The sequence below is a fragment of the Chitinophaga cymbidii genome (assembly GCF_007992715.1).
Classification (GTDB): Bacteria; Bacteroidota; Bacteroidia; order Chitinophagales; family Chitinophagaceae; genus Chitinophaga; species Chitinophaga cymbidii.
Genome location: NZ_BKAU01000001.1, coordinates 904,221 through 917,558, shown reverse-complemented (window position 1 = coordinate 917,558; position 13,338 = coordinate 904,221). Strand labels below are relative to the sequence as shown.

Annotated in this window: 12 protein-coding genes; 6 read left to right on the top strand and 6 right to left on the bottom strand. The window is 52.7% G+C overall.

Annotated features, from left to right (window positions below; all coding sequences use genetic code 11):
* The first annotated feature begins 11 nt into the window (after positions 1 to 11).
* A complete protein-coding gene (locus CCY01nite_RS03485) occupies positions 12 to 722 on the top strand; it encodes a DUF4397 domain-containing protein (RefSeq protein ID WP_146857903.1) in 711 nt (236 codons plus the stop codon).
* A 3-nt stretch (positions 723 to 725) separates the two neighbouring features.
* Complete coding sequence (locus tag CCY01nite_RS03480) at positions 726 to 1,895, top strand: IPT/TIG domain-containing protein (RefSeq protein WP_146857902.1); 1,170 nt, start codon at positions 726 to 728, stop codon at positions 1,893 to 1,895.
* Between the two features lie 55 nt (positions 1,896 to 1,950).
* Here the strand turns inward: CCY01nite_RS03480 and CCY01nite_RS03475 are convergent, their stop codons facing one another.
* Positions 1,951 to 2,313 (bottom strand): DUF5615 family PIN-like protein, encoded by a 363-nt coding sequence (locus CCY01nite_RS03475; protein ID WP_146857901.1) that lies wholly within the window; start codon positions 2,311 to 2,313, stop codon positions 1,951 to 1,953.
* On the bottom strand, positions 2,303 to 2,545 hold the full coding sequence (locus tag CCY01nite_RS03470; protein ID WP_146857900.1) for a DUF433 domain-containing protein: 243 nt from the start codon (positions 2,543 to 2,545) through the stop codon (positions 2,303 to 2,305). The genes CCY01nite_RS03475 and CCY01nite_RS03470 overlap by 11 nt, the downstream gene beginning before the upstream one ends.
* Before the next feature lie 225 nt (positions 2,546 to 2,770).
* Between CCY01nite_RS03470 and CCY01nite_RS03465 the strand changes: the two genes are divergently transcribed.
* Positions 2,771 to 3,460 carry a S24 family peptidase gene (locus tag CCY01nite_RS03465; protein ID WP_146857899.1) on the top strand — a complete coding sequence of 230 codons (690 nt, stop codon included), beginning with the start codon at positions 2,771 to 2,773 and terminating at the stop codon, positions 3,458 to 3,460.
* Positions 3,461 to 3,468: 8 nt separating this feature from the next.
* On the opposite strand, the gene CCY01nite_RS03460 is transcribed toward CCY01nite_RS03465, so the two are convergent.
* The 4 genes from CCY01nite_RS03460 to secA form a co-directional block, all read right to left on the bottom strand.
* Positions 3,469 to 4,644 (bottom strand): M20 metallopeptidase family protein, encoded by a 1,176-nt coding sequence (locus tag CCY01nite_RS03460; RefSeq protein WP_146857898.1) that lies wholly within the window; start codon positions 4,642 to 4,644, stop codon positions 3,469 to 3,471.
* Between the two features lie 107 nt (positions 4,645 to 4,751).
* Positions 4,752 to 5,180, bottom strand: coding sequence for an SPOR domain-containing protein (locus CCY01nite_RS03455; RefSeq protein WP_146857897.1), 429 nt, complete (start codon positions 5,178 to 5,180; stop codon positions 4,752 to 4,754).
* Between the two features lie 67 nt (positions 5,181 to 5,247).
* A complete protein-coding gene (deoC, locus tag CCY01nite_RS03450; protein ID WP_146857896.1) occupies positions 5,248 to 5,904 on the bottom strand; it encodes a deoxyribose-phosphate aldolase in 657 nt (218 codons plus the stop codon).
* A 74-nt stretch (positions 5,905 to 5,978) separates the two neighbouring features.
* The gene (gene secA, locus CCY01nite_RS03445) at positions 5,979 to 9,299 is read right to left on the bottom strand and encodes a preprotein translocase subunit SecA (RefSeq protein WP_146857895.1); all 3,321 of its coding nucleotides are present in this window, start codon (positions 9,297 to 9,299) and stop codon (positions 5,979 to 5,981) included.
* A 305-nt stretch (positions 9,300 to 9,604) separates the two neighbouring features.
* Between secA and CCY01nite_RS03440 the strand changes: the two genes are divergently transcribed.
* The 3 genes from CCY01nite_RS03440 (at position 9,605) to CCY01nite_RS03430 (ending at position 13,321) form a co-directional block, all read left to right on the top strand.
* Positions 9,605 to 10,894, top strand: a complete 1,290-nt coding sequence (locus tag CCY01nite_RS03440; protein ID WP_146857894.1) for an MFS transporter — start codon at positions 9,605 to 9,607, stop codon at positions 10,892 to 10,894.
* 32 nt (positions 10,895 to 10,926) lie between these two features.
* Positions 10,927 to 12,090, top strand: a complete 1,164-nt coding sequence (locus tag CCY01nite_RS03435; RefSeq protein ID WP_146857893.1) for a Gfo/Idh/MocA family protein — start codon at positions 10,927 to 10,929, stop codon at positions 12,088 to 12,090.
* A gap of 178 nt (positions 12,091 to 12,268) precedes the next feature.
* Complete coding sequence (locus tag CCY01nite_RS03430; RefSeq protein ID WP_146857892.1) at positions 12,269 to 13,321, top strand: sugar phosphate isomerase/epimerase family protein; 1,053 nt, start codon at positions 12,269 to 12,271, stop codon at positions 13,319 to 13,321.
* Positions 13,322 to 13,338 lie beyond the last annotated feature (17 nt).

Sequence of the window (13,338 nt, the reverse complement as noted above, 5' to 3'; positions counted from 1 at the left end):
ATCAAATCGATATGAAAAGATGGATAACCGGCATGTTGCTGATCACGGCCTGCACGCGGGAGGCGGAACTGCCGGCAACACAGCCCATTGCGCATGCCATGTTCTACAATGGCAGCGCTGACTTTTACAACCGCTGGAACTATGTTTCCCTCAATAACGACAGCATGCTGAGCCTTACGTACAACAGCGCCGCCACCGAACTGATCGGCGCGCTCAACTACGCATCCTACCAGCTGTTCCGCCCCGGTACTTATCGTATATCCTTCTCCGATACCGCCGATGTGCGCGACAAGATTACGGATGCGGAGATCGATTTGCAGCCGGGCAGGCATCAGACGATCTATCTCGCGGACAGCCTCGGATATTTTGAAACCATCGTATCTGATGATGAGGTGGCGCGCGATTCGTCCATAGCTTACATCCGGCTGGTGCACCTGGCGCCGGATGCGCCGAAGGTGAGTATGGTGATAGATACCACCGGCGTGCCGGAGATCGATTCCGTAACCTACAGGCAGATCACGCCGTTTGTGAAGATCGCGCCCAACCCGAAGCCGGGCTTCCGCATCCGTTATAATGACAACGGCGAAGAAAAAACGCTCGTCCGCAAATCATTTTCCATGCTTGGCGGCCGGACATACACTTTTGTTCTGCGCGGCTATATGCAGCCGGCAGACGGCAATCCGAATAAAACCATCAACCTGTCCGCCATCATCAATCAGTAAAATATGAAAGCGAATAAAACTTATAACATACCGTTCATTTGCTGCGTATTGCTGGCGCTGGCCTCGTCCTGCAAGCGCGAGCGCGAACCGGCACCAGGCAACATTATCACCCCGCCAGTGATCACCGGCATCAGCCGGAACTTTGTACAGGCCGGCGACACGATCAGCATATATGGTTCCGGTCTGCAGCAGGCATCCATGCAAACAGAAGTAGCGATCAGCGGCCGCTCCGCAGAAGTCGTGCACGTTCATAAAGACAGCCTGCGCGCCGTTATTCCTATTAACACACATAGCGGCCGGCTGATGATTTCCATCAGCCTCGGAAAAGATTATATAAGCATTTATGGCCCGGAACTATCCGTGGCGCCTACTCCTTCCGTCCTTCGTTACTGGCCTTTATACGCTTATCCCGGAGACACCGTGGCGATGATCGTGAAAAATTTTTCAGATGTGTTGACGGATAACCTGGTGATGCTGGACCACAAACCGGCGAAACTTGTTTCTTATAACGGCAGCGATACCCTGAAGCTGATCGTGCCGGAAGGAGCGGTATCCAATCGCGTGCAATGGCGTACCTACAAAGGGCCCATGTATAGCAGCGCGGACAGCTTTCCGGTCAGGCAGGTGCAATACGATGTAGCTAATATACTGGAGTGGCTGGAACAGGACCCTGCCTATTCCTACATGCATGCGGTGTTCAATTACGGTGGTGTAAAAGCTGAACCGATCTACGACACCCTCCTGCAATACCTGGACGGTACAAAGCCCTGCGCTGTTTTCCTGCCGGTGAACGACGGCTGGCGGGCGGAAGGACTTTTAACTGCGTATGATCTGCTGGACAAGCGGGTACGCCTTGCAACTTACCAATACGTCAATTTTCCGCTGGCCTCCCTGTTGCCGGGCGCTTCATTCAGTCCGGAGCAGCTAACTCCCGGTCAGCATGCCACCGCGCTGAACCAGAAGCTCGTTTTTCCGAATGATTCCTGGACCACGCCGGATAAAAAGAACCATGTGCAGCTGGAAAAGCAGGGAGATGACTGGTATATACAGCAGCTTTCTTTCTGGGGGCCGCTGACGCCGCTGTACAAGGTGCAGCGGGTGCATCAGATCGGGGATAGTTACCTGTATGAAATTACGAATGCGTTGATGCCGTATGATACGGATTATTATTAACGGGGCTATGACTGTGAAAAACAAAAAAGGCTGGCTTTGGGGCCGGCCTTTTGTTTTATCGGGTGACTGAATCTATTTCAACGATATCAATATTGTCAGTAATAAGCAAATTTATAGCCTTGTTGATATGCGGTTTTAAGAGCTCCCACAAGGTCTGGTTATTACAATTACCTATTTTGATATTGATCAGTTTGGGCGGGGCCCCCTGTTTGCTGATCAACTCCGGGAAATCCGCGTCTTTCGATATCAGTATTACATTGCCATATTCCTTCGCTTTCCGATAAATTTCGATATCAGGTAAGGTGTACAGTTCAAGTGTATATGCTGACTTCGTCTGAATCCCTGTTTCATCCCTGATCCATTTGGCAATGGCTGGCGAAATATTGACATCAATCCAGATCTCCCATTCAGGCTGCATGAATTACGATTGTATTTTTCATTTTTACAGACGCAAAAAGTAATGCAGCAAATATATCCTCTTTTTCCAAAATCGGGTGTTGTTCAATGATTTCATCTTCTGTCATGCCATCAGCCAGCATTTCCAAAATATCACCCACCGGAAAACGCATACCCCGGATGGTAGGTCTGCCACTCATTAACCCGGGAATGATTGTAATTCTTTCCAGTAACTGTTGATGCCTGATATTCATTTTGTCAAATTGATGTGTACAATTGCAAAATTGACATTTTTTTTATCAAAATACCCATTTTTCCGTCACTCAACAAACCGCCCGTTAATGGTATGGGTTGATTGTTTTATTCTTGTTTTGATTTATATTCACTCATTCTGACTGATTTGTAGACGGATGCTTGCCGAATACAATATTAAGTCGAATGGAAGATAATTTAAAATAAAATAGTCGAAAAATTAGACCATGTCAGGTAAGATGAGCGCACTGAACAGATTGAAAGAAGCAATATTCAAGCTAAAGAAAAGCAGGGATGGGCTTACTAATCAGATTATTTCCAATGAATTGGGATATAAAACGCCTGCTTATTTATCAGACATACTGGGCGGCTCCAAGCCGATCAATGATTTTTTTCTTAATAAACTGGTAGTCGAATATTCGATCAATAAAGAATGGATTCTGGAAGGTAAAGGAGAGATGTTTATTAAAAATGCGAAGAACGATACAAAAGACCCTGGTGCCTCTTATTCAAAAGATAATAAAACCACCGCTTCCAATAGTCCCGGAATACCAGTATTTGATGTGCCCGTAAAATTCGGAATTGATGGAAATATACCTACCAGCTACATAGGAATGCCTCAATTCAAAGATTGTGATTTTGCCATCCTTGCATCAGGAGATAGCATGAGCCCTAAAGTCCGGAATGGCGACTACATTGTATGCAAAGCTACAAGTGTAGATGAGATCATTATGGGGGAAGCTTACCTGATACTTACGCACAAAGGAACTGAGGTAATCAAGTATGTTTATCCCCATGAAACAAAAGATGATCACATTTTACTGGTATCACATGACCAGACAGTACCTCCAACTGAACTTCCACGATCAGCGATACATAAAATATATAAGGTGAAGGGTGTCGTGAAAACCTATTAGCGCTTTCCTCAAAACTGCGTAGCCAGGTAAGCCATCGTTCCCGCCCCGATCTCCAGCGCTCTCTCATCAATATCAAATACCGGCGTATGCACTCCCGCCGAAATGCCCCGTGCTTTATTCCCCGTGCCCAGCCGGAAGAAGCAGGCGGGGATCACCTGCGAGTAGTACGCGAAATCTTCCGCGCCCATGCGCAGCTCGGTGTCTTCCACATGTTCTTTGCCCAGGTATTCTTCCGCGAGTGTGCGCGCGGTGGCGGTTACGGTTTCATTATTGTAGAGCGTAGGATAACCTACCAGTATGTCGATGTCGATTTCCGCGCCCATGGCATGCACCAGTTCGGTGGCCTGTTTGCGGATCAGTTCATGCGCTTTGAAGCGCCATGTTTCGTCCATCGCGCGGAAGGTGCCCATCAGTTTTACTTCGCTGGGGATCACGTTGGTGGTGAATCCGCCGTTGAAGGCGCAGATGGATAATACGGACGGGGAGAACGGGTTGTTGTTCCGGCTGATGATCTGTTGCAGGCTCACCACGAGGTTAGACGCGATGAGGATGGTGTCTGCCGTGAGATGCGGCGCGGCGGCGTGGCCGCCTTTACTTTTGATGGTCATGTAGATCTCGTCCGCGCTGGCCATGTATTGTCCTGCCCGGAAGCCGAGTTGTCCCGTTTCCATGGCGGGCAGCACGTGCAGGCCCAGGATGGCCTGCGGTTTGGGGTTTTCCAGTGCGCCGTCTTTGATCATGAGGCTGGCGCCGCCGGGGTGTTTTTCTTCTCCCGGCTGGAAGAGTATTTTGATGGTGCCTTCAAATTCTTCCCGCACCTGTTGCAGGATGCGTGCGGCGCCCAGTATAACGGTGGTGTGCACGTCGTGGCCGCAGGCGTGCATCACGCCGGGGTTTTGGGATTTGTAAGGCACGTCGTTGGCTTCTTCGATGGGCAGCGCATCAATGTCCGCCCGGAGGGCGATCACTTTCTTTTCCGGGTTCTTTCCTTTGATGAGGGCGACGATGCCGGTGCCGGCGACGCCTGCGGTGTAAGGAATGCCGTATTCATCCAGTTTCGACTGGATGAACTTTGACGTTTCATATTCCTGGAAGGAAAGCTCCGGGTGGGAATGAAGATGATGTCTGCAAGCTATGAGGTCGGATGCGTATTCGCTGGCCAGGGATTTGATCCTTTGTTTCATCTGTTCAAATTGATTTTAAATGGTCAGATGTAGCGCCTTGCGCGGTCACCCCGGTGCCGGACTTATACGGGCGGTTCATCTGTTCATTTTGATTTTTATTGGCCTTTTCAATCAAATTCATGGCCCGGTGTTACATTGATAATGGCCGGTACTACGAAAACGCCGCCGGAGAATTGTTCGAGCAGTTTGTTACGCAGTTCGTTCGCTTCCTCGCGGGTTTTGAAATCCCCGATGCGCACCTTGAAGTAGGGCGCCTGGAAGTCGATATAGCTGCGGTGCTCCGGATGCAGCTGCATGGCCCTGGCCTTGGCGTCGTTGGCGTCGTTGCGGCGGTTGGTGGTGAGCACTTGCACGCGGAAGCCCGGCTGGTTGCGGATGGCCAGTGTGTTGATGTAGATTTGTTTTTTAATGAGGATGTCTATGCGGCTGTCTTTCGTCACTTTTACGGGGCCGTAGTTGTCGCCGGTGCTGTCCTGCGCCCGCAGGGATACCGCGGCGAGCAGGAAAAAGAATAAACAGCCTGTTCTTAACATCATATATAAATCATTTGTTTTTTCGGTGGACAATTGATTCCAAGGCCAGGCGGCAGCATTTCCTCCGCCCTCACTGCAATGCCTGCTGCATCAGCTCCACGCTGGCGCTGGCTCCTATCCGGGTGGCGCCGGCATTCACCAGCTCTTCCGCAAAGGCAAAGGTACGAATCCCTCCGGAAGCCTTGATCTGTATATTTGCCGGCAGATGCTTGCGCATCAGCTGCACGGCCTCCACGCTGGCGCCCTTTTCCGCGTAGCCGGTGGACGTTTTCACAAAATCGACCCCGTGGCGCGCATACAGCTCGCAGCACCTGATGATTTCTTCCTCCAATAATATGCCACTTTCGATGATCACCTTGATCACCCGCTGTTTATTGCGGATAATGGGCATAATGGTGGCGATCTCTTTTTCGAGGTAAGCCCAGTCCCCGTTGCGGATCGCGAGGATGTTCGCCACCATGTCCAGCTCGTCCGCTTCATCGATAATGGCCAGCACGCTTTCGGCCACTTTGGCCTCAATGGCGGAATATCCGAAGGGGAAACCGATAACGGTGGCTGTTTTGGTATGGGTGCTGCCCACGAAGCTCTTCGCGAGCTTCACAAAAGGCGGCGGCACGCATACGGCGGCGAAGTCGTATTCCACGGCTTCCATGCAGAGCTTTTTAATATCCTCCAGGGTGGTGGTCGGTTTCAATATCGTATGGTCGATATAGCGGTTCAGTTGCATATGGCTGCTTAAAGCAATAACGGAGCTACGCAGGCGGCCTGTGTAACTCCGTTATTGCAATGAAAGTATGGTGACTACAGGTCTTTACCGTGACATTGTTTGTACTTCTTTCCGCTACCGCAGGGGCAGGGATCGTTGCGGCCTACTTTCGGGCCAACACGTACCGGTTCGGGACGGTGCTGCTCTTCCGTGGGCGCGTATTCCGGCTGCTCGCGGCGGCCGTTACCTGCCGGCGCTTCCTCAAATTCATGATGGGATGCGCGCATGCGGCTCATGTCTGTTTTCTGCTCACGTCCTTCCCTGATCTGCTCCTGGTCATTCCTTTCTCCGGGGATGCCGCACTTGCAGAGGAAAGATACGATCTCGCGGCTGGTTTCGCCATCCATCTGTTTGAAGAGATTGAAAGCTTCGAACTTGTAGATCAGCAAGGGATCTTTCTGCTCGTACACGGCGCTTTGCACGGACTGCTTCAGGTCGTCCATCGCGCGGAGGTGTTCTTTCCAGGATTCGTCTATCAAAGCCAGCGTAATGCTGCGTTCCAGTGCTGCAACGGTTTCGCGGCCTTCGGTGTCCACTACTTTTTTCAGCGGCGCCAGCACGTTCACGCCTTTTTTGCCGTCTGTAAAAGGAATAGATATATTCTCGATGTGGCTGCCCTGCTCCTGGAAGATCTTTTTGATCACGGGGAGGGTGCCGTTCATGAGCTCTGTATTTCTGCGGCGGTAGTTTTCCTTGGCTTCTTCGTACAGCTTGCCGGCGGTTTCCTGCACGCTGTTCTTGGCCAGTTCTTCCGGTGTGATGGAGGTGTCGGTAGCGAAGTTCATGATCACTTCCAGCTTGAATGCTTCGTGATCGCCGCTTTCGCGGTGGATGTTCACCAGGTTTTCCGCTACGTCATAGAATGCATTGTCGATGTCTATGGCGAGGCGTTCGCCGAAGAGGGCGTGGTTACGCTTGCTGTAGATCACGGAGCGCTGCTTGTTCATCACGTCGTCATACTCCAGCAGGCGTTTACGGATGCCGAAGTTGTTCTCTTCCACTTTCTTTTGCGCGCGTTCAATGGAGCGGGTGATCATGCTGTGCTGGATCACTTCGCCTTCCTTGTATCCCATGCGGTCCATCAGCGAGGCGATGCGGTCGGAGCCGAACATGCGCATCAGGTCGTCTTCCAGGGATACGAAGAACTGGGAAGTACCCGGGTCGCCCTGACGGCCGGCACGGCCGCGGAGCTGTCTGTCCACACGGCGGCTTTCATGCCTTTCCGTACCGATGATGGCGAGACCGCCGGCATCTTTCACGCCGGGTCCGAGCTTGATGTCCGTACCACGACCGGCCATGTTGGTGGCGATGGTCACGGCGCCTGCGAGCCCCGCTTCGGCAACGATCTGTGCTTCACGGGCGTGCTGCTTGGCGTTGAGTACGTTGTGCGGGATCTTCTCGAACGTGAGCATTTTGCCCAGCAGTTCGGACACCTCTACGGAAGTGGTACCCACCAGCACCGGCCGGCCCGCTTCTTTCAAGGTTTTGATCTCGTTGATAACGGCTTTGTATTTGTCGCGTTTCGTTTTATACACCAGGTCTTCCGCATCTTTACGGGTGATGGGGAGGTTGGTGGGGATGGTCACCACGTCCAGCTTGTAAATTTCCCAGAACTCACCGGCTTCCGTTACCGCCGTACCGGTCATACCGGCCAGCTTGTGGTACATACGGAAGTAGTTCTGCAGGGTGATGGTGGCGAAGGTCTGTGTGGCAGCTTCCACTTTCACATTTTCTTTCGCTTCTATCGCCTGGTGCAGCCCGTCTGAATAACGGCGTCCATCCAGGATACGGCCGGTCTGTTCATCCACGATCTTCACTTTTCCGTCCATCACCACATATTCCACGTCTTTTTCAAAGAGGGTATATGCTTTCAGCAATTGCTGCACGGAGTGAATGCGTTCTGATTTAATGGCGAAATCCTGCAGCAGCTGGTCTTTCCGTTGCATTTTCTCTTCTGCGTTCAGTTCCAGCTTTTCCAGTTCTGCTATTTCGGCGCCTACGTCCGGCAGGAGGAAGAAGTTGGGATCTTCTCCGGAGCCGGTGATAAGGGCGATGCCTTTTTCGGTGAGGTCTACGCTGTTATTTTTTTCTTCGATGTGAAAGAACAGCCCTTCGTCCACTTTCGGCATTTCGCGCTGCTGGTCGGCAATGTAGTAGTTCTCTGCTTTTTGCTGCAGTACTTTGATGCCGGGCTCGCTGAGGTATTTGATGGTGGCGCTGTTCTTGGGAAGGCCGCGCCATGCGCGCATCAGGGCAAGACCACCGGTTTTGGGGTCGTCTTTCCCTTCTGCAATCAATTTCTTGGCTTCGAGGAGGTACTGGTTCACCACTTTGCGCTGCTCTTCCACGAGGCGCTGGATGCGGGGCTTCAGTGCGTGGAACTCCTGCTCGTCGCCACGGGGGATCGGGCCGGAGATGATCAGCGGCGTACGCGCGTCATCGACCAGTACGCTGTCCACCTCATCCACCATGGCAAAATGGTGTTTGCGCTGCACCATTTCTTCAGGGCTGTGCACCATGTTGTCACGCAGGTAGTCGAAACCGAATTCGTTATTGGTGCCGTAGGTGATATCTGCCAGGTAGGCGGCGCGGCGCTCGGGGGAGTGCGGCTGATGTTTGTCAATGCAATCCACGGTGATGCCGAGGAATTCGAAGAGGGGGCCGTTCCATTCGGAGTCACGGCGGGCGAGGTAATCGTTCACCGTCACCACGTGCACGCCTTCGCCGGCCAGTGCGTTGAGGTAAGCCGGGAGGGTAGACACGAGCGTTTTACCTTCACCGGTGGCCATTTCCGCGATCTTGCCCTGGTGCAGTACGGAGCCGCCTATCAGCTGTACGTCGTAGTGCACCATGTTCCAGGTCACTTCGGTGCCGCCGGCGATCCAGGAGTTTTTCCAGGTCACTTTGTCACCTTCAATGGTCACATAGTCCTTTTTCACCGCCAGCTGCCGGTCCAGCTCCGTGGCGCGGGCAGTGATAACGGTGCTTTCTTTCAGGCGGCGGGCAGTTTCTTTTACAACAGCGAAGGCTTCCGGCAGCAGCTGCTCCAGGATTTCCTCGATCTGTTTATCGCGTTGCTTGATGAGTTTGTCGATTTCCTTGTAGGTGAGGTCCTTTACGTTCACGTCTTCCTCATTTTCTGCGGAAGCCTTTTTATCTGCAATTTCCTTATCGGTATCGGCGAGATGTTCTTTGATGCGGGTGCGGAATTCCTGCGTTTTGTTGCGCAGTTCGTCGATAGGCAGGGATGACAGTTTTTCGTATTCCTCGTTGATCTGCTTCACAACAGGGAGGATCAGCTTGATATCGCGATCAGACTTGTTTCCTCCAAAAAGCTTTGTTAAAAAACCTAGCATGTTAAAATTTCGATTTCGTATGGATAAATGTAACCTCACACAGGAGCCCTGCGTATGGTTGTACAGTCAAATATTACGCCCGGAACGGCAGTTGTGACAAGGTGGCAGAGCAGCCTGTTTTCCGGAGGCTTGTAAAATTAGGAATTTTTGGGGGGATGGGGTGGAAATTATCGATAAAGAAAATTCGGGTGATGGAATATTCACCTAAAGCAGTTATCTTATCACAAAAAGATAAAAATATGTAAATACTTTTTATAAATTTAAACGTTTTATTTGGACCATTAAATTTTTACAAAATCACGTATATGAAGCAGATACAGCCTAATAAGCTTTTTGTTGCGAGCTGCCTTGCGTTGCTCGTTACCTCTCTGTCCTTTGGAATCCGCGCCGGTATTCTCGGCCAGCTTGGCGTACAGTTTCATCTGAGCGGCCAGGAGCTGGCGATCATCACCGGTACCGCGTTCTGGGGCTTCCCCCTCGCCGTAGTGATCGGCGGTTTCATTGTGGATGCCATCGGCATGAAAAGGCTGCTGGTAGCAGCGTTCCTGCTGCACCTCATCGGCATTCTGCTGACCATCTGCACTCCCTGGTTCGCATCAGGCTTCTGGCCGCTGTTCATATCCACACTGTTCATCGGCATGGCGAACGGTACGGTGGAAGCTGCCTGTAACCCGCTGGTAGCAACCATTTTCCCGGACAATAAAACCACCAAGCTGAACCACTTTCACCTCTGGTTCCCCGGCGGTATCGTGATAGGCAGCCTCATTGTGTTCTTCCTGAACCAGGTGAACATCGGCTGGCAGATACAGGTAGCCACCATGCTGATCCCCACGCTGATCTATGGTTTCCTGTTCCTGAAACTCGACTTCCCCGTTACAGAGCGTGTGGCCGCCGGTGTTTCCAACAGCCAGATGTACCGTTCCATCGCAAGCCCCTTATTCATCTTCATCTTCATCTGCATGTTCGGAACAGCCATTACAGAACTGTTCACCAACCAGTGGATCGAAATATTGCTCAAGAACGTAACGGAATACGGCCTCCTGGTGCTGGCGCTCACTGCCGGCGTGCAGGTATTGGGTCGCGCGGTGGCTGGTCCCGTTGTACACAAAATGTCCCCCACCGGCGTACTGCTGGCCTCTGCCATCTTTTCCGCCCTCGGCCTTTATATGATGGGCAGCATGTCCGGCACCATGCTCTTTGTGGCAGCCGTGATCTTCGGCATCGGCATCACTTATTTCTGGCCTACCATGCTCGGTTTCGTTTCTGAAAATATTCCGGAATCAGGCGCCCTCGGCATGAACCTCGTGGGCGGCGCAGGCATGTTCGCCGTATCCGTATATACTTTCTTCATGGGCGGTTTCTACGACAGCATCATCGCCAAGAACCTGCCCGCGGGCGCTTCACTGGATACTTACCGTTCCGCCACCCCCGGTACTGCTGAAGCTACGGCCTTCCAGCAGGCACAGGCCGTTGCCGGTCCCGAGATCATCAATGTAACACTGGTGATCCCCGTGATCCTGATCGTGGCATTTGCCGGTCTTTTCTTCTACATGAGAGGAAAAAAGAAACAGACATTGCATACACAGACAGCATAATTGAAAAACAGTAATCGAATATTTTAGTTAGTATGAACAGAAAACTCAGAATGGGAATGATCGGAGGCGGAAAAGACGCCTTCATCGGAGCCATCCACCGCATTGCGGCCAATATGGACGGGCTGATTGAACTGAAAGCGGGCGCATTGAGCATTAACCCCGAAGTAGCACAGGATTCAGGACGCTCGCTGTTCCTGGATGAAGACCGCATCTACACGGACTTTAAAACCATGCTCGAAAAAGAAGCGGCCATGCCGGCTGGCAAAAGGCTGGACTTCATCACCATCGTTACGCCCAACTTCGCACACTTTGAACCCGCTATGATGGCGCTGGACAAGGGTTTCCACGTAGTGATAGAAAAGCCTATCACCTTCACGCTGGACGAAGCCAAACAACTCAAAGCCAAGCAGGAACAGACCGGTCTGTCGCTCCTGCTCACACATACTTACACCGGTTACCCGATGGTCAAGCAGGCGAAGCAAATGGTGAAAGCCGGCGCCCTGGGCAAGATCAGGAAGGTATGGGTGGAATACCCGCAGGGCTGGCTCAGCAAAATGAGCGAGCGTGAAGGCAACGCACAGGCCGCATGGCGTACCGATCCCAAACGCTCCGGGAAAAGCGGCGCGTTCGGCGACATCGGCACCCACGCATTCAACCTCGCGGAATACATCACTGGCCAGAAAGTTGACAAGCTATGCGCTGACCTGCTGGTTCAGGTGGAAGGCCGCTTGCTCGACGATGACGGCGCGGTGCTGATGCGTTTTGAAGATGGCGCTGCGGGCGTATTGCAAGCTTCACAGGTGGCCGCGGGCGAAGAGAATGCGCTCAAGATCCGCGTGTATGGCGAGAAAGGCGGCCTCGAATGGGCGCAGCAGGAGCCGAACACCCTGCTGGTGAAATGGCTGGAAAAACCCACGGAGATCCTCCGCGCAGGCGGCGGCAACGCGCACCTGAGCAGCTATGCTACCCACAACTGCCGTACCCCGGGCGGTCACCCCGAAGGATACCTGGAAGCATTCGGCAACCTCTACCGCAACTTCGCGCTGACCCTCCAGGCAAAGATCGATGGTGGTAAAGCAGCCCCCGAAGCACTCGATTTCCCCGGCGTGGAAGAAGGCATCCGCGGCATGGCGTTCATAGACACCGTAGTGAAGTCATCCGCCAGCGACCAGAAATGGACGAAATTTGAAATATAGGACCTGCGCAAAATCAGGTCCCCACCAGATAAAGATCAGTGCCGGAAGCAATGAAAGCACTGATCTTCAGATTTTTTAAACAGTAAGGAAACCGGGCATGAGATTTCTCACACAGGGATGTTAGTGCGGGGTTCCTTCTGGCCATTGACAAGTCAATTATTAACAGAAGAAACAGTTTATGAGAACGATCAAAGGACCAGGTATTTTCCTGGCGCAGTTCCTGGACGACAAAGCACCTTTCAATACCCTCGAAGGCATCTGCAAATGGGCTGCCGGCTTGGGTTTCAAAGGCGTGCAGATACCCACCTGGGACCCCCGCATGATAGACCTCAGAAAAGCCGCGGAAAGCAAAACCTATGCGGACGAGATCAAAGGCATCGTACAATCCGCCGGCATGGAGATCACCGAGCTGTCCACGCACCTGCAAGGCCAGCTGGTAGCAGTACACCCTGCCTACAACGAACTGTTCGACGGCTTCGCGCCCAAGGAACTGCACGGCAATGCCAAAGCGCGTACCGAATGGGCCGTTGACCAGCTGAAGTACGCCGCAAAAGCCAGCCGCAACCTCGGCCTCAATGCACACGCCACTTTCAGCGGCGCACTGCTCTGGCACACCGTGTACCCCTGGCCGCAAAGGCCCGCTGGACTGGTAGAAACAGGCTTCAAGGAACTGGCCGCCCGCTGGCTGCCTATCCTCAATGAAATGGATGCCAACGGCATCGACCTCTGCTACGAGATCCACCCCGGTGAAGACCTGCACGACGGCGCCAGCTACGAACAATTCCTGGCCGCCACCGGCAACCACTCCCGCGCATGCCTCCTGTACGACCCGAGCCACTTTGTGCTGCAGTGCCTGGACTACCTCGCATACATCGATATCTACCACGAGAAAATAAAGATGTTCCACGTAAAAGACGCGGAATTCAATCCCACCGGCCGCTCCGGCGTGTACGGCGGCTACCAGGGCTGGATAGACCGCCCCGGCCGCTTCCGTTCTCTGGGAGATGGGCAGGTGGACTTTTCAGCCGTATTCAGCAAGCTGACGCAATACAACTTTGAAGGATGGGCCGTGATGGAATGGGAGTGCTGCATGAAACATCCGGAAGACGGCGCCCGTGAGGGAGCGCCCTTCATCAGCGACCACATCATCCGCGTTACCGAAAAGGCATTTGACGATTTTGCCGGCACCGGTGCGGATGAGAACCTGAACCGGCGTATCTTGGGCCTGTAAAACAGCTAAAACGATTT